At 58.6% G+C, this 15,856-nt stretch carries 16 protein-coding genes; 10 read left to right on the top strand and 6 right to left on the bottom strand.

Annotation, left to right across the window (positions count from 1 at the left end):
• Positions 1-32 precede the first annotated feature (32 nt).
• Together CS919_RS01120 and CS919_RS01115 are read left to right on the top strand one after the other, a co-directional pair.
• The gene (locus CS919_RS01120; protein ID WP_099297413.1) at positions 33-452 is read left to right on the top strand and encodes a DUF488 domain-containing protein; all 420 of its coding nucleotides are present in this window, start codon (positions 33-35) and stop codon (positions 450-452) included.
• An 84-nt stretch (positions 453-536) separates the two neighbouring features.
• Positions 537-1,190: a hypothetical protein gene (locus tag CS919_RS01115; protein ID WP_099297411.1), complete on the top strand. Its 654-nt coding sequence runs from the start codon at positions 537-539 to the stop codon at positions 1,188-1,190.
• A 7-nt stretch (positions 1,191-1,197) separates the two neighbouring features.
• Here the strand turns inward: CS919_RS01115 and CS919_RS01110 are convergent, their stop codons facing one another.
• Positions 1,198-2,073 carry a patatin-like phospholipase family protein gene (locus CS919_RS01110; RefSeq protein ID WP_099297409.1) on the bottom strand — a complete coding sequence of 292 codons (876 nt, stop codon included), beginning with the start codon at positions 2,071-2,073 and terminating at the stop codon, positions 1,198-1,200.
• A 39-nt stretch (positions 2,074-2,112) separates the two neighbouring features.
• The gene (locus CS919_RS01105) at positions 2,113-3,039 is read right to left on the bottom strand and encodes a DUF808 domain-containing protein (protein WP_099297407.1); all 927 of its coding nucleotides are present in this window, start codon (positions 3,037-3,039) and stop codon (positions 2,113-2,115) included.
• 219 nt (positions 3,040-3,258) lie between these two features.
• On the opposite strand from CS919_RS01105, the gene CS919_RS01100 reads away from it, so the two are divergent.
• Positions 3,259-4,158: a cutinase family protein gene (locus CS919_RS01100; RefSeq protein WP_099297405.1), complete on the top strand. Its 900-nt coding sequence runs from the start codon at positions 3,259-3,261 to the stop codon at positions 4,156-4,158.
• A gap of 36 nt (positions 4,159-4,194) precedes the next feature.
• Here CS919_RS01100 and CS919_RS01095 read toward each other — a convergent pair whose 3' ends face one another.
• Together CS919_RS01095 and CS919_RS01090 are read right to left on the bottom strand one after the other, a co-directional pair.
• The gene (locus tag CS919_RS01095) at positions 4,195-5,943 is read right to left on the bottom strand and encodes a hypothetical protein (RefSeq protein WP_099297403.1); all 1,749 of its coding nucleotides are present in this window, start codon (positions 5,941-5,943) and stop codon (positions 4,195-4,197) included.
• 73 nt (positions 5,944-6,016) lie between these two features.
• Positions 6,017-6,703 (bottom strand): DUF4232 domain-containing protein, encoded by a 687-nt coding sequence (locus CS919_RS01090; protein ID WP_099297401.1) that lies wholly within the window; start codon positions 6,701-6,703, stop codon positions 6,017-6,019.
• Positions 6,704-6,972: 269 nt separating this feature from the next.
• Here CS919_RS01090 and CS919_RS01085 point away from each other — a divergent pair, with 269 nt between their 5' ends.
• Both CS919_RS01085 and CS919_RS01080 read left to right on the top strand, forming a co-directional pair.
• Entirely contained in the window at positions 6,973-8,142 is a 1,170-nt protein-coding gene (locus CS919_RS01085; RefSeq protein WP_099297399.1) for an acyl-CoA dehydrogenase family protein, read from the top strand.
• A 249-nt stretch (positions 8,143-8,391) separates the two neighbouring features.
• Positions 8,392-8,676 (top strand): hypothetical protein, encoded by a 285-nt coding sequence (locus tag CS919_RS01080; RefSeq protein WP_099297398.1) that lies wholly within the window; start codon positions 8,392-8,394, stop codon positions 8,674-8,676.
• Positions 8,677-8,759: 83 nt separating this feature from the next.
• Here the strand turns inward: CS919_RS01080 and CS919_RS01075 are convergent, their stop codons facing one another.
• Together CS919_RS01075 and CS919_RS01070 are read right to left on the bottom strand one after the other, a co-directional pair.
• Positions 8,760-9,314, bottom strand: coding sequence for a DUF402 domain-containing protein (locus CS919_RS01075; RefSeq protein WP_099297396.1), 555 nt, complete (start codon positions 9,312-9,314; stop codon positions 8,760-8,762).
• 6 nt (positions 9,315-9,320) lie between these two features.
• The gene (locus CS919_RS01070) at positions 9,321-9,995 is read right to left on the bottom strand and encodes an Rv1157c family protein (RefSeq protein WP_099297394.1); all 675 of its coding nucleotides are present in this window, start codon (positions 9,993-9,995) and stop codon (positions 9,321-9,323) included.
• Positions 9,996-10,319: 324 nt separating this feature from the next.
• Between CS919_RS01070 and typA the strand changes: the two genes are divergently transcribed.
• From typA to fdxA, 5 genes are all read left to right on the top strand, one after another.
• Positions 10,320-12,242: a translational GTPase TypA gene (gene typA, locus CS919_RS01065; RefSeq protein WP_099297392.1), complete on the top strand. Its 1,923-nt coding sequence runs from the start codon at positions 10,320-10,322 to the stop codon at positions 12,240-12,242.
• Positions 12,243-12,269: 27 nt separating this feature from the next.
• Positions 12,270-14,036: an ABC transporter family substrate-binding protein gene (locus CS919_RS01060; protein ID WP_143341734.1), complete on the top strand. Its 1,767-nt coding sequence runs from the start codon at positions 12,270-12,272 to the stop codon at positions 14,034-14,036.
• Positions 14,036-14,953, top strand: a complete 918-nt coding sequence (mshB, locus tag CS919_RS01055; RefSeq protein ID WP_234990693.1) for an N-acetyl-1-D-myo-inositol-2-amino-2-deoxy-alpha-D-glucopyranoside deacetylase — start codon at positions 14,036-14,038, stop codon at positions 14,951-14,953. Before CS919_RS01060 ends, mshB begins: the two co-directional genes overlap by 1 nt.
• A gap of 5 nt (positions 14,954-14,958) precedes the next feature.
• On the top strand, positions 14,959-15,417 hold the full coding sequence (locus CS919_RS01050) for a hypothetical protein (protein ID WP_099297388.1): 459 nt from the start codon (positions 14,959-14,961) through the stop codon (positions 15,415-15,417).
• Positions 15,418-15,534: 117 nt separating this feature from the next.
• The gene (gene fdxA / locus CS919_RS01045) at positions 15,535-15,855 is read left to right on the top strand and encodes a ferredoxin (protein WP_099297386.1); all 321 of its coding nucleotides are present in this window, start codon (positions 15,535-15,537) and stop codon (positions 15,853-15,855) included.
• Position 15,856: the final 1 nt, after the last annotated feature.

The following is a 15,856-nucleotide window of genomic DNA, read 5'->3' as shown; positions in this document are numbered from 1 at the left end:
ACCGCTCCGGCGACACGGCTACGTTGGAGGATATGTACCACGTCGAAACAGTCAAGATCCATGACCTGCGCTCCGGTGAGGACGATCCGCACGGCACCAACGTGCTGGTGGACCGGATGTGGCCTCGGGGAGTGGCCAAGGACGACGTAGATCTGGAGGAGTGGCTGAAAGATGTTGCCCCGTCGCCGGATCTCCGCAAGTGGTTTGACCACGAGAAGGACAAGTTCGCCGCGTTTAGCAAGAAGTACCGCTCGGAGCTGGACGAGCATGCAGAAGAGCTCGATTCTGCAGACTCCGAGGACCTCTCTGATGCCGCGAAGGATTTAGACACGCTATTGAAGCTGGCTAAGAAGTCCAGCAAGACCACGCCGTTGGTACTGGTGTACGCGGCGAAGGATCGCAAGATAAATCATGCGAACGTGCTGGCAGACTGGCTGACCAAACAGAAGTAGCGCAGCGTGCGGACATCGTCCCGGCTCGCGCTACAATCTCTGGAGACTGTCCCCGCAACTACCACCGGATGGAGAACGTAGTACATGCTGCACGCCGTGAGCTTCGCGCTGATCGATTCGCTCAATGTGCTGCTCATCGGGGTCCTGTTTGCCGCTGCGGTTCTCCACGCGCGGAAGCCGACCTACGGCAAGGTGGCCACGCTGCTGATCGCCGGGGACTGGTTCGGCGTATTCATCCTCTCCCTGTTCACCATGTTGGTGTTCGACGGCATCGGCGACCTCGTCCAGCGCTTCCTCCATTCGCCGATCCTGGGTGTCTTGCTGATCGCTACCGGCCTGCTCAGTGCGGTGCTGACCTTCCGCGGCGGCGACCCCACGCCCATGATCCAGCGAGTGTCCGCACCCCTGCAGACCGCCTCGCGCAAAACATTCTTCACCGGCATGAGCCTGGGGTTGATCCAGTCCGTGACGTCGATTCCGTTCTTTGTGGGCCTTGCGTACTTGAGCGATTCTGGGCTTGCCACCTGGTCGCGCTACCTCGGCGTGGTGATGTACGCCAGCTTGGCGCTGAGTCTTCCGGCCCTGTTCGGGTTACTCATTGGTTTTATTCGACGCCACCCTGATTCCCCCGTCGCTCTATTCATCGAGCGGCTTGGGACGCACAAGGATGCCACCATTGCGGCCTCGGGATATGTCGTGGCCGTGGTATTGATCCTGCTGGGCATCCTGTACCTTTAGTGGTGGATCACTGCTGCAGGAATTCCATCCAGCTATCCCATTCGCGGACGGTTTGGGCCATGCCTGCGTTGAAAGACTGCTTGAGTTTCTGCAGGTTGCGTTCGGTGTTTTGGATACGCATGTCATCCGGATAAAACACCAGTGCTTTGCCGTCGCTTTCCAGCTGCTCGATGACCTCGGCGTAGTGGTTGTAGCGCTTGTGCCGGGTCAGCATGGCCTCAGCTACGGCGGGACGGGAGCGCAACAACCGGCGAATGAGCCGCGGGCTGCGCGGGGGAGTACGGCGGAAGCCACGAGGTCGGGTGCGCAAGATGAGAAACTTTTCAAAGCCGTCATCCATTGCGGCGTCCACGGCCAACCCACCGGAGCGGCCAAGGGCACCGTCCACGTAGTCCACGCCGTCGATCGTGGGCGTGGGCATCAGGCCCGGTAGGGTGCCGGAACAGCGCATACGGAGCATGAAGTCTTTGAGATCCTTAAAGTCCTCGCGTCCCCAGTAGACCGTCTCTCCGTTATCTGCCCGGGTGGCACCGATGCGCAAAGGTGTGGGTTCATTGACGAAGGTCTCCCAGTCAAAGGGCAACTCTTCGCCGGGCGCGCCAGCGATTTCAAACACGTACTCCGCATTGAAGTAGCCGGTTCCGCGCAGAAGACTGCGCACCCCACCAGTGCGAGGATCCGCCCCGAATTCCACGAAACTGTGCGTGGCACGCCACCGGTCGTGGGAGAGAAAGTTCGCGGAGTGAGTGGCGCCGGCACTGATGCCGCCGACCCAGCCAAAGGATACATTGTGAGCGATGAGCTGATCCACGCATGCAGCCGTATAGCTGTTGCGCATCCCGCCACCTTCGAAGATGAGGGCGACATTGGGAGCATCAACCATGGGAAACCTCAGACGTGTGGGGCAGGTTAATCCTGCAACTTATTCTTCGTGCTTGTTGCTTGTGAAAGGCAAGAAGTGCACGATCGCGACCACGATACTACCCACGATAAATCCGAAAATCATCGAAAAGAATGTATTCACGATCCACTGCAGGGCTGCATTGGAACCAACCGCTTCCTCCGCATGGTGAATCATCTCGTGCGGCCAGTGCCAGAACAGCTCGTAGAGTCCTTCGACCAGAATATGGCCGCCAACCCATAGCATGGCAGCTGTACCAATCACCGCGATGATCTGCAGGACATAGGGCATGCCCTTAACTAGGCCACGTCCGAACTTCTGCGAGAATTCCGAGTCCCGCTGCGCCATGGCCAATCCGATATCATCCATCTTCACTAACGCGCTGACTGCTCCGTACACCACCAGAGTGATCAGCAAGCCGACGATGGCGAGGACCACAGCGCGGTTGAGGAAAGGCTGGTCTGCTACCTCGTTGAGCGAGATGACCATGATTTCCGCAGACAGAATGAAGTCCGTGGTCACCGCGCCTCGGACAATCTCCGATTCTGGCTTGGCCGCTTTTTCCTCTTCCACATCTTCTGCGGCTCCTTTGTGCAGGAGCTTTTCCAGAATCTTCTCCGCGCCTTCGAAACACAGATACGTGCCACCACACATCAGCAGGGGAGTCAGAGCCCACGGGGCTAGCCAGCTCAGAATCAGGGCGATCGGCAGAATGATCAGCAGCTTGTTGCGCAGACTGCCCTTGGTGATCTTCCAGATAATGGGTAGTTCGCGGTTGGGCTTGACTCCCGCGACGAAGCGAGGAGTTACTGCAGCATCGTCGACCACCACACCGGCAGCTTTCGCGGAAGTTTTGCCCACTGCCAGACCCACGTCATCCACGCTGGCAGCGGCGGTTTTTGCGATGAGTGCCACATCGTCGAGTAAGGCGGCTAGACCAATGGCCATGGGCAAGTGCTCCGATCTCCGAAAATTCTTACAACAGGGGAGTGCAATCCGTTTAAAGATACGGCATTAACTGTGGCTCTTGGGCACCAACGGGTCTCCAGAGGGCCAATGATGTCCCCTTAAAGAGAGGAATCTGTCACAGATTTACTTCCTCTCCTCGCGCTTAGTCGCAACTGCATCTATTATTAACTCGATTTGAAGAGGAAAAATTAGAAACCCATGATCGGATCACACATGAAGCACCGTTTTGCGCGAGCGTGCGCTAGTCTTGCTCTCGCCGTCACTGCAGTGGCTGGCGGAACCGCCTCCGCCTCCGCGCAGACTCTGGGCAGTTCCAATGTCGGCCTTCCTGATCTGAGCAGTCGTCAGTGCGCTGCCAACATGGTGATTAGCGTTCCCGGTGGAGCGAACTCCAGTGCACGAGTTCCAGACAACGTGCCGCACGGGTTGTACACCACCGACGTGGGCCCGCAGCTGCGCAACACCACGGGTGGCCGAGTCGTGGACCACTACGCGTCCTTCGATTCTCTGCCCGGCGGATTCCGTGACTATGAGACCGTCCGCAACGGTGCCCTCAAATCCGCCCGGAACCTGATCGCGCGCGATGCAGCCAAGTGCCCAGACGCCAAGTTCAGCATCTACGGCTACTCCCTAGGAGCTGACGTGGCTTCCTTGCTGGTTCGTGACATTGGCAACGGCCGGGGACCAATTCCCGTTGACCGACTCAGCTCTGCTGTCTTCATGGCGAGCCCGAACCGCGGCGTGCCTGGCGTCGAACAACTTGGCGGAGCTCCTGGCTACACCGAAGGCGCCTTCGGTGCGCTGCCCGGCGGCTACGGCGAAGCGACCGACCGCGTGGTGGACATCTGCCGCCGTGGAGATATAGTTTGCGACACGCCACACGCAACGTCGACCGTGGCAAAGCAGCTGGCCAAGACGGCAATCTTGACCTCACACACCAACCTGGCTGCGGCGTTGACCTCCATCAACAGCCTGAGCCCCGCAGATAAGCTGGTCGCAGCGCCAGCGCTGATCACGGGATTCCCCATCCACATCGACTATGTCGCGGTGAACGGAACGGGCCTGTCCGCCAACTACATCCGCAGCCACCTGGCTTAGTTTTCAGCGCTTAGTTTTCTGGGCTTAGTTCCTGGGCTAGCCCTGCGGCACCATCGGCCCGATGTTCCCCGCGCCCAGGCAGATATGGGCGTTGCTATCCGGCCCATGAACCTCAACCATGATCGTGCCGCCGCCGCCGTGCACGCTCACCCACTCGGGCTGAAGATCCGTGCTGACCGGCACGGTAACAGCCCGAGATCTCGTTTGTTCGGCCGTCTCCAGCCCGTTCGGCGTGGTGATGGTCATCGTGGTCCCTGGAGTCGACGCCACCGCGTTGAGCTCCCACACCCACAGCCCAAATGGAAGCGGATTATCGATTTTCACGATCTTCCACTGTCCCGATTGCACGCGGATCCCACACTGTTCAGCATCGCCGTGTTCCGTGCGTGCTGCAGGCAAAACCGCCGCGGGCACTACATTGCCCTGCACATCGATGACCTGCGGGCGAGTGGTGAGGTTTTCCTTCTCCTTGCCCGTGACCGAGTAAATGGTGTTGTAGGGATGCATCAGCGGAGTGAGCACTTCCAGCGGAACCGGCTGATCCAGGATTGGTTCTTGAGTCTGGTCGAGAGAACGCTGGAGGTTCGCTAGATAGTCACCTGTGGGGTCATCCTTCCACGCGTTGACCCAGGACACCGTGGTGATCGTGGAAGAAACAGCGAGCAGGATTGCGAGAACAATGCGTAGGTGGGGGAGGTGACGTCGGGAAGAAGGCCAACGATACGTTCCCGCGGCCAGAATCAGGACGCTCAACGTCCACCACTCGGCGTAATAGTGCAGCGTACGCGTCAGCAAGTCGGCAGCACCAGGGCCCGTGCGCGCATTGCCCAACACCCACATCAGGACCATGAAAAAGGCCAAGGAAACAACCAACTCTGCACCGCGGCGAGGGCGCCGAAACACCCATCCGATGACCAGGACCGCTGCCACAACCACCGCCAATATCAGCAGCCAGGTGGGAGGGCTCGCAAAGGCCTGCGATGGAGTCCACCTTTCCCAGACCCACGGGCCGCCCAGCATTCCCGGTATCACGGCTTTGCCCAGAGTCTCGGGCAGGAAATCCATCAGGTTTTGCGGGGAATCCGAACGGAACACGGTGGTGTTGCTAAAGACGACAAAGGCCCACGCGATAGACAATGCAAGCGGGCCCAACCAGAACAGCCAGTTGATGCGACGATGCATTATCCACACGGTAAAGGCCACCAGCGGAGCGATGGACAAGGACTTTTCGGATAGCGTCAGAGCGCCCAAGACGGCGAGGGAAGCCACTACTGAGGGCCACACCAGGCGGTGAGGAGAATTCACGGCGATGCTGGCGCACCACAAAGTCACCGCAAAGCCCAGCTGCCAGCCCAAAGAATTTAGAGCCGCGGACCACCAGCCGGAGGCGGTCATCAAAAACGGCGAGAATGTTAACGCCACGAACGTCAGCGTGTACAGTCCGCGCAGGTCACGAGACTTCTGCCGCGGGAACAGCCGAGTCAACGCGGCGGCAAAAAAGCCATACGTCGCCGCGGTCATCACCACGATGACGCACGCTGGAAACACAAAATTCAGCGGGGCAATCGCATCAGCCAGAACCTGAATGCCGATCGCGCCCGGCATCACATGACCGTCGTAAGACTGGAAGAAATCCGTGAAGCTCGCGTCCCGGAAGCGAGCCGGAATAACCAAGTCATCCCAATAGAACGTGCGTTGCGAGAGTTGATAAATCCGCAGGCACAGCGCGGCGATCGCAATGGCCGTGAGCCATACCCACGGAGAACGGGACTTGACGGTGGGCATGATGTGCGGGTTGTTCCTCAAATATCGTCGACGCCAAGGGCAAGCACCCGGCGCACAAGTGAAGTAGCGGGAACTACTCAGATTCGACGACAGGCTGAATGCTTAATACTGGCACATCGCCGGCACAACCTTCGAGGTTTTCCATAGCAATAAAAGCAGCAGAGGTCTGCGCTGGAGGGTAGACGCGCAGTCCGTCCGCCTTGGTGGGATCACACTCGGAAGGATCCAGCGGGCCGGTGGAGGTGACCTTCAGGTCCGCGGTTGCAGATTGACCCTTGTCGATGGTCACCGGCTGGTACTCAACATTCCTTTCCCGCGTCGCCGAGGCGCCCAGCTGAGTTCCGTTGTTATCTGTCACCAAAGAGACGCCGGGGAAGCCGTTGAGGACACACGGGGCATCGCCCTTATTGGTGAACTTGATGGAAAACAAAGTGGATCCGGCGGCGCCGTGTGGCTCGGTCGTGGTGATATCGAGGGCGTTGGTGGCGCAGATGTTGTCATCGTTTGTTTCCGACGCCTGACCGCCCTGTGCTGTCAGCGCTGCATTGGTTTGTGCATCGGAAGACTCGGCAGACTGGGTGGACTCAGACGAAGAATCTGAGTTCGTGCCATCTTCGGGGAAGCAAGCGGCCAAAGCGGTGCTCGATGAGGCGGTGAGTGCGGCGAAAACCAGCGCTGCCTTCCGAGTGGAACGCACGGGGCGCTTGGCACGAGGGGCTGTGCTGGGTGAGGAGGAAACGGACTGCAACCGTGTATTCATGTCCCATACGTTAATAGGAGGGGCCAGTGGGATAAAAGTGAAAAGGGGCGTTCACCCTGCAAAGTGAGCAAATTGATTCCAATTTGTAATGAAAACCGGCTGAGATGGCGCGGAAAGATAAAGAAACGGGGAACAGAATATATCGTCAGCCGCTCCGGCTACACTGGAGTACGTCCGTTCTCGTGCACAATTGCCGGTACACGCACCCTCGACAGGTGGCGTTCTGTCCGGCCACAAACGACAGATCTTACGAAAGGTTGTTCACCACTATGGGTTTTAACCCGGATTTCGAGCCCTTCCGCCTTCCCGACGAGTACCTGGAGCTGCGCAGCGCCATCCGTGGCCTCGTAGAGCAGGAAATTGCTCCTTATGCTGCGGATGTTGATGAAAACGAGCGCTTTCCGGAAGAGGCTCTCAAGGCTCTGAACGCCTCTGGCTTCAACGCTATCCACGTTCCAGATGAGTTCGGTGGACAGGGCGGAGATTCCCTGGCCGCAGTCATCGTCATTGAAGAAGTGGCTCGCGTGTGTGGATCTTCCTCTCTGATCCCCGCAGTGAACAAGCTGGGAACCATGGGCTTGATCCTCAACGGTTCCGACGAACTCAAGGGTGAGGTGCTGCCAGATATCGCCAACGGCGAGATGGCATCTTATGCACTGACCGAGCGTGAGGCCGGCTCCGATGCCGGTGCTATGAAGACCCGCGCGGTGCGCGATGGCGATTCCTACGTCATCAACGGCTCCAAGTGCTTCATCACCAACGGCGGACGCTCCAGCTGGTACACCGTCATGGCCGTGACTGATCCAGATGCTGGCGCTCGCGGCATCTCCGCATTCATGGTGCACAAGGATGACGAAGGTTTCCGCGTGGGCGGACTGGAACACAAGCTGGGCATCAAGGGTTCCCCGACAGCTGAGCTGTACTTCGAGGACTGCCGTGTCCCCGCCTCCCGCATGATCGGCGAAGAGGGAAGTGGCTTCAAGACTGCTCTGCAGACCTTGGACCACACTCGCCCAACCATCGGCGCGCAGGCTTTGGGTATTGCTCAGGGCGCATTCGATAACGCCGTGGCTTACGTCAAGGAGCGCAAGCAGTTCGGCAAGGCCATCGCGGACTTCCAGAACACACAGTTCATGCTGGCAGACATGAAGATGAAGATCGATGCTGCGCGCCTGATGATCTACACCGCAGCGTCCAACGCTGAGCGCGGCGAGGCAGAAAGCGGAGAGAAGCTGGGTCTGCTGGCAGCAGGCTCCAAGGCCTTTGCCTCTGACGTGGCCATGGATGTCACCGTGGATGCAGTCCAGTTGCTGGGTGGCTACGGCTTCACCCGTGATTTTCCACTGGAGCGCATGATGCGCGACGCGAAGATCACCCAGATCTACGAAGGCACCAACCAGATCTGCCGCATGGTCATGGGCCGCCAGATCCTCGGCTAGCAGGGACTTTTAATAACACGAGCCGGGATCTTCCTGAAGGAGGGTGCCGGCTTTGTCGTTACCGAGGAAATGGGGAAGTGTACACCCTGATGCAAATCGTTACGCAACATGAAAAAGTTAGTTTCGCCATGCAAGCGGTGTATAGAAACCCCCCCGGGGGTAAGAATTTTTCGGTAGGGTGTAGCAAAAACTCAGGGTATCGCGGTAGATAAATGTTTATACCGTTCATATTTTGACAGGAAGTACACAATGTCTCTCATCCTCGAAATCCAGGAAATTGTCTCCGGTCCAATCAAGGACCTGTTCCTCGAGATCACCGGCCCGCTGTTCCAGTTGCCTCCCGCTCCTCAGCTGCCTCCGGTAGACGTTCAGGTTGGTCCTGAGACCGTTGGTGACGTGAACTTGGGTTCTTCCTTCGGTGATCAGAACTTCGGCTCCAGCTTCGGCGATTTCGCTCCTGAGTTGGGCTCCAGCAATGGTGACCAGAACATCTGCGGCCTGTCATTGCCTTCCATCCTAGGCTCTGCTGGCTAATAGCTCAACGCACAAATCCGGCCTATCTGCAGCAAGTCGCTGTGGATAGGCCGGCTATTTTTGTGTTCGGCGAGTCGATCGAATTACGGCTTGGGTGGGTGGTCGGACTCGCGGGGAATGTCCTGGTGCCAGGCCAGCGGGTAATCATGCCGCGATAGCCACGAGTGGAGATTGCCGTGGGTATTAATGCCGTCCAACAGCTGCTGGGTGGCGTGTAGCGCTCGGTTGCCCTCTTCGGCGTCTATGTATCCGGCGGCGAGCGCAAGGCCCAGCTCGTCGAGATCTAGCACTTCCAACCTTCCGCCACGATGTGTGACCACGTCGATGTAGAGGTCCCGCGTTGTCCAATTGTCTGGATCGGAATTGTCCACCGTGGCGATGTCTACGTACATCTCCTGGGTGGGCACATCCTTGCGGGCCTGTTCGCGAAAGTGAAACCAGGTCACGCGGATATCCAGACTCGGGTAGAGCCAGGATTCTAGATAGTGGAATCGAGGATGATCAGCCGGCCGCGCCATATACAAAGCGCCCCGCTGGATCGAAAACTGATCCACGGGGTGAGTAAACCCCTTGGGGTCTACGTTGACCTGCTCGGCGATCTGAAATGACTCCAGCTTGACTGGGTGCAGATCGGCCATGGGTGCTTAGCGAACTGGAATGATTGCTGCGGTAGGCAGGAAGTTGCAGTTCGAAGGGCCGTTGTCATTGTTGGTGGTCACGCCACCGGTAACGACAGCCAGCACGGTGCCGCTGCCAGTCTTGGCTGCGCCGTTGACGGTTGCCGGACCCTTAGGGTTGATGCCGTTGTAGCCCAAGCGGGTGGTGCCCATGCGACCGTTGTTGATGTTGACCCACTGGACGTTCATCTGGGTGGTCTGGCGCTGAGCGACGGTTCCGGTGCCCAGGGCAGTGAAGACGAAGTTGACTTCGCCGCGACCCACGCCGGGCAGTGGCAGTGCGGCAGGGCCAGGCACGGCGGCTGCGGTGCCGACGGCGTTGTTCTTGCCGTCGATGCAGGAACCGGCGATGGTTGGCCATCCAAACTGGGTGAACACAGGGCCGTTTTGTGGGATGTCGACGCCAGGCTCGCCATCGCCACGGAAGAAGCCAACCAGGCGCTTCAGGATTGGCTGCAGCCTCTCTGGGGTCGCTGGATTCTCAGCCAGGTTTTCCATCTGGGTGAGGATCTGCTCGTTGGGGCGACCCAGTTCATCGAGTGGGCTTGCAGCGGTTGCCGGGGCAAACAGGGTGGGAACGGCCAGGGCGATAGCAGTGGTGATGGAAGCGACTGCTCGTGAGGTGCGTCGTGAAATAGCCACGGTCAACCTTTCATGTCCTTTGAAAATCGTGGGTAAAGCGTATGAATTCGCGCTAGTGCTGAGCAAATGTGCAGCTCAAATGACATATCGCGAATTAACAATAGTCACACCAGTAACAAATGTCACATTGATAACAACCTTCGTTGCTATGGCAATATGGTATCACTACTAAAACTACAACTGTAGCGAAACGGTAAATTCCCGTAGGTTTTCCTGAATTCCCCTGACAATTACCTCTTCGTGATGCTCCGGATGAGAGGTTTGGGGCGGAAGAGAGTAGCATTTAACCGTTACCCGCTTTAGCTATCAGGAAGTTTTGGATCTGTGACCCTCACTGAATTCCGTAATGTCGCCATCGTCGCACACGTTGACCACGGCAAAACCACCCTCGTGGACGCCATGTTGCACCAGTCGGGAGCATTCGACTCCCACGGTGAAGTGCAAGATCGTGTGATGGACTCAGGTGACTTGGAAAAGGAAAAGGGCATCACGATCCTTGCCAAGAACACCGCCATCCGTCGCAAGGGAGCCGGCAAGGATGGTCAGGATCTGATCATCAACGTGATCGACACCCCAGGCCACGCCGACTTCGGCGGCGAGGTGGAGCGCGCGCTGTCCATGGTGGACGGCGTGGTTCTGCTGGTGGACGCATCTGAAGGCCCGTTGCCTCAGACCCGCTTTGTGCTGGGCAAGGCACTTGCCTCCAAGCTTCCCGTGATCATCTGCGTGAACAAGACTGACCGTCCGGATGCGCGCATCGACGATGTGGTGGAAGAAGCGCAGGACCTGCTGCTGGAGCTGGCCTCTACCCTCGAGGACGAAGACGCAGCCCTTGCAGCCGAGAAGCTGCTGGATCTGCCAGTGCTCTACACTTCCGGTCGCGAAGGCAAGGCCTCCACCGAAAACCCAGGCAACGGCAACGTCCCCGATTCTGAGGACCTGCAGCCACTGTTCAACGTTCTCTACGATGTCCTCCCAGAGCCTTCTGCAGACATCGACGCTCCTCTGCAAGCACACGTCACCAACCTGGATTCCTCGTCCTTCCTGGGACGAATCGGCTTGGTCCGCATTTTCGCGGGCAAGCTCCGCAAGGGCCAGCAGGTTGCATGGATTCACTACGACGATGAAGGCAACCAACACATTAAGACCGCCAAGATCGCAGAGCTGCTGCGTACCGTCGGTGTGACCCGAATCCCTGCTGAGGAAATTATCGCCGGTGACATCGCCGCAATCTCTGGCATCGATAACGTCATGATCGGTGATACCTTGGCCGATCCAGAAGATCCTCAGGCGCTGCCACGCATCACCGTGGATGAGCCAGCTATCTCCATGACCATCGGTGTGAACACCTCCCCGATGGCCGGAAAGGGTGGCGGCGACAAGCTCACCGCCCGCGTGGTTAAGGCTCGCCTGGACCAAGAGCTCATCGGTAACGTGTCCATCCGCGTTCTCCCCACCGACCGTCCGGATGCCTGGGAAGTCCAGGGCCGTGGCGAAATGGCACTGTCAGTGCTCGTGGAGACCATGCGACGTGAAGGCTTCGAGCTGACCGTGGGTAAGCCACAGGTGGTTACCCGCACCATCGACGGCACCCTGCACGAGCCATACGAGAACTTAATCATCGACGTGCCAGAAGAGCACCTCGGTGCAGTTACCCAGCTGATGGCCGCCCGCAAGGGCCGCATGGAGAGCATGGACAACTCCGGCTCCGGCTGGATCCGCATGCACTTCATCGTGCCTGCGCGTGGCCTGATTGGTTTCCGTACCGTGTTCATGACCGAAACCCGCGGCACCGGCATCGCCAACAACTACTCCGCTGGCTACCAGCCGTGGGCAGGCGAGATCAAGGATCGCGCCTCTGGATCCCTGGTGGCAGACCGCACCGGTCAGATCACCGCATATGCACTCATGCAGCTGGCTGACCGAGGCTCGTTCTTCGTTGAGCCTGGCGTCGATGCATACGAGGGCATGGTCGTGGGCGCCAACAACCGTGATGAGGACATGGACATCAACATCACGAAGGAAAAGAAGCTTACCAACATGCGTTCCGCAACGGCTGATGCCACCGTGACGCTGGCCAAGGCTAAGAACCTGACCTTGGAAGAGGCCATGGAGTTCTGTGGTGTTGACGAGTGTGTTGAGGTAACTCCAGACACCGTGCGCGTCCGCAAGGTGATTCTGAACGCTACCGAGCGTGGTCGTGCTCGTTCTCGCGAGAAGCAGCGCAACCAGGCCGCTCAGTCCTAAAGCGACATAGCGGCAGGTGAGACGCGCGTGGGAGCGTTTTTTGGTGACGGTGGGCGAGCAGAGGCTCGGGTGAGCTGGCGACGACGTGGTGTTTTCTTAGCGACGCCACTTCTGGCCGTCATGCTTGCTGCCTGCCAAGCTAATCCCGGTGACGCTCCGACTGTTGAGCAGGTGGATTCGACCGCTGAATCCGCACCGCCGACAGCTCCTCCCGATAAAGATGACCTGCAGCTGCATGTGGGCATCGGCTCGTTTACCGGCAATCTCAACCCGCACCTGACGGGCAATGTTAGTGCCACGGTGATGGGCATCGCAGATCTCACTCTGCCCAGCACTCACAACCTGCGCGACGGCGCGTGGGAGATGAACTCTGATCTGCTTCTAAGTGTGACTCCCAACGATCCACAGACTCCTATAAAGGTCACCTATCAGCTGAACACGTCGGCTCAGTGGTCAGACGGCACGCCGGTAAACGTTAGCGATTTCCGCTATCTCCGCCAGCAGATCGTGCAGAATCCTTCCACGGCTGAAGCTGCCTCGTATGAACTGATCAAGTCCATCGAGCCGGTGTCCGGCGGGAAGATCGAAGTGACGTTTAGCCAACCGTTTGCTGGGTGGCAGTCGCTGTTTCGGCATCTGCTGCCCAGCCATATCTACGGTGCTGAGAATCAGCCGTTTGCCACGATGATGGACGGTAATTTGGCTGCTTCTGCCAGCGCGTATGCCGTCACCAGCATCGATGAAGGCCGCGGACGCATTGAACTGCGCCGGAACGACCGCTTCTGGGGGGATACTCCCGCGGCCACGGACCGGCTCATTTTCGATCGGATTCCGGATCTTCCGACGGGCATGCAGATGCTGCGTACCGGCCAGATCGAGATGATGGTCTCGGAGCCCAGCGATATCAGCACCATTGCCCTCGAATCGATTCCGGGCGTGCAATATCGAGCTATTGAACGTCACGTGGATTTGAGCTTTTTGTTGAATACCCACAGCTCAACTATGGCTATGGCTGATTATCGCGCACGGATCATGCAGGCATTGAACCCAGACCGCATCGCGCAGATAGCCACGGAAAGTACCCACACGGTCCGGCCAGCGAACCCGCCGATTGAGGCGGCTGCGGTCCGAGGTGCGGCGACGGAATCGACGAATGAGCAAACGAATGACCCCGCGCGTGCCCTCGGTAGCCTCAGCGGCGACGGGGCGGTAGTTATCGGTGCACCGTCGGACGACGATCGGGCCGTGGCAGCAGCACGCGTGGCTGCCGATCAGTTGAACTCCGCAGGTATCACTACTCGCGTGGTGACGAAAGACGAAGCGGAACTGTTTGCTAAGGATATTCCTGAGGGAACCGTGGATGCCGTAGTGAGTTGGCAGAAGACCCCAGAGAGCAGCACGGATTACTTCAACCAGTTCTATTGCTCACCGAAGCAGGGCGGAACTAGCACTGAGGGTGCGGATGCGGAGCGGAATAGTCTCATTCCATTGTCCGGAAACATCACTGGCTACTGCAGTGAAGAGCTGAATCTGGGTCTGTTGGACACTATCGAAGGAAAAACGGCCTTCGCCGCTCAGCAAGACAAGCTCAATGAGCGCATTGCGCAGGCCAACGTCGTGGTCCCCTTGGTGCGGGATACGCAAGTGGTGGCCACAGGCCCGGCGATCGAAGGAGCTGCTCCTGCGCTCGAACAGTGGGCGGCGGATCCTTTGAGCGGCGTGATGGTCTCCGCACCGGATTGGAAGAAGCTCAATTTGGATGAATCGAGCGAATCTTTGGAAGGGGAGCAGTAGTGTCACAAGACCTGCACAATCTGACGGTGGTGGCGGTGCATGCCCATCCAGATGACGAGTCCATTTGGACGGGGTTACTGCTCGCACAGTTAGCGCGGCGCGGGGCGCGCACCCACGTGGTGACCTGCACGATGGGGGAGCAGGGCGAAGTCATTGGCGATTACCAGGCACTGGTGGAAGAACACACCGGGCTGCTCGGCGGTTATCGCATTGCGGAGCTGGAGCGAGCACTGGAAGCCTTGGGTGCGCAGCCACAGCCGGATTTCCTGGGCGGAGTGGGCCGGTGGAAAGATTCCGGCATGGCCGGTTCTGACTCAATACAACGCGCCGGTGCCTTTGCCAACCCGGAGGATGGGGAAGCATTCCACCATCAAGTCGAGCACCTGACTACTGCGTTGCAGCGCATACAGCCAGACATCGTGCTGACATATGCGCCGGATGGCGGCTACGGCCACCCGGATCACATTCGTGCCCACAAGATCACGCACGCGGCAGTCAGTGATGGGGGTGTGCCGTCGGTTAAGCAGATCTTGTGGCCTCGCACCGTGACTGAGGATGTGCAGGACGGTATGCAGGGAGCACACGTTCCGGAGGAGTGGAGTGCTCCTGCGGACGGAGACATCGCCAGCGTAGATAAGTCCGAGACGTCGCTGCGAGTGCAGGGAAGTTCAGCGGACGTAGCAACCAAGCATCGCGCCATGCGGGCGCACGCCACACAGGTCTGGTTCGCGGACGGACAACCCAGCCCGGCGCAGCCCCATACCGTTGCAGTACCAGAGGGTTCGCCAATGCTGTGGGCGCTGAGTAATTTGATTGCCCAACCGCTGCTGGATACCGAATGCTATTCAGTGGGATATACCGCGGAGGGAATCAGCCAAGACTATTCCGTCCAACAACTTGGAATCGATCGGTTTTAGGCGTCATGAGCATAGAGACAGACGAACCCAACTGGGGGCATCCAACGAAATCCCAGGTACGACGTGACACCACTCAGGCCGAGCGGATTTCTGGCATCGCGTGGCTGACCATCGGCGCACTGTTCTGCCTGTTCGTGTGTGTGCTGTACATCGGGACTCGTATGACGTTTGGGTCGGTCAATATTCCTGTTCCCTGGCCGATCCTCTTTGCCCCGTTCATGCTGTATGTCTTGAGCTCCACGGCGTTGCTGTGGACCGAGAATAAGCTGATCGCCGGAATTCCTCTGGCCGCCTGGGTGGGCGGGTTTGTGATCCTCGCCGCGTGGCCAGCTCTTCCATTAGGTGGAGATACCGTGGTGCCGGGCTCGCTGTGGTCCATGCTGCTGATGATCTTTGGCATGGTGGGTGGATCATTGCCCCTGTTAACTCGGTTTTCCTTTGACCCCCCTACGGTGGAACAATAGGACACTGGTTTAGTATTGCGGTATACACTAAATAGACAGATCTGTTCAGGTGACTCTGAACGGAGTGACGAATCACTTTTGCGAAACGCTCAGCGAAAGAAAGGTCGGTAAACGACGATGACCTACACCATTGCGCAGCCTTGTGTGGACGTCTTGGACCGCGCATGTGTTGAAGAATGCCCCGTCGATTGCATCTACGAGGGCAAGCGCATGCTCTACATCCACCCAGACGAGTGCGTGGACTGCGGTGCTTGTGAGCCAGTCTGCCCCGTTGAGGCCATCTTCTACGAAGATGATGTGCCCGAGGAGTGGGAAGAGTACAACGACGCCAACGCGGCGTTCTTCGACGATCTCGGTTCCCCGGGCGGTGCGGCCAAGTTGGGTCCTCAGGACTTCGACGCCGAGATGATCGCCAAGCTTCCTCCCCAGGCCGAGTAGC

Source organism: Corynebacterium dentalis (assembly GCF_900232865.1).
GTDB lineage: Bacteria > Actinomycetota > Actinomycetes > Mycobacteriales > Mycobacteriaceae > Corynebacterium > Corynebacterium dentalis.
Note: the sequence above shows the minus strand (reverse complement) of the source record. Positions and strands in the feature narration are given on the sequence as shown.

Bases quoted from the DNA above. Each gene is read 5' to 3' on its own strand.
- CS919_RS01085 (WP_099297399.1), top strand. From the start codon at position 6,973: ATGGGTTTTAACCCGGATTTCGAGCCCTTCCGCCTTCCCGACGAGTAC.
- CS919_RS01080 (WP_099297398.1), top strand. From the start codon at position 8,392: ATGTCTCTCATCCTCGAAATCCAGGAAATTGTCTCCGGTCCAATCAAG.
- CS919_RS01095 (WP_099297403.1), bottom strand. From the start codon at position 5,943: ATGCCCACCGTCAAGTCCCGTTCTCCGTGGGTATGGCTCACGGCCATT.
- CS919_RS01115 (WP_099297411.1), top strand. From the start codon at position 537: ATGCTGCACGCCGTGAGCTTCGCGCTGATCGATTCGCTCAATGTGCTG.
- CS919_RS01105 (WP_099297407.1), bottom strand. From the start codon at position 3,039: ATGGCCATTGGTCTAGCCGCCTTACTCGACGATGTGGCACTCATCGCA.
- CS919_RS01120 (WP_099297413.1), top strand. From the start codon at position 33: ATGTACCACGTCGAAACAGTCAAGATCCATGACCTGCGCTCCGGTGAG.
- CS919_RS01110 (WP_099297409.1), bottom strand. From the start codon at position 2,073: ATGGTTGATGCTCCCAATGTCGCCCTCATCTTCGAAGGTGGCGGGATG.
- CS919_RS01090 (WP_099297401.1), bottom strand. From the start codon at position 6,703: ATGAATACACGGTTGCAGTCCGTTTCCTCCTCACCCAGCACAGCCCCT.
- CS919_RS01100 (WP_099297405.1), top strand. From the start codon at position 3,259: ATGATCGGATCACACATGAAGCACCGTTTTGCGCGAGCGTGCGCTAGT.
- fdxA (WP_099297386.1), top strand. From the start codon at position 15,535: ATGACCTACACCATTGCGCAGCCTTGTGTGGACGTCTTGGACCGCGCA.
- CS919_RS01075 (WP_099297396.1), bottom strand. From the start codon at position 9,314: ATGGCCGATCTGCACCCAGTCAAGCTGGAGTCATTTCAGATCGCCGAG.
- CS919_RS01050 (WP_099297388.1), top strand. From the start codon at position 14,959: ATGAGCATAGAGACAGACGAACCCAACTGGGGGCATCCAACGAAATCC.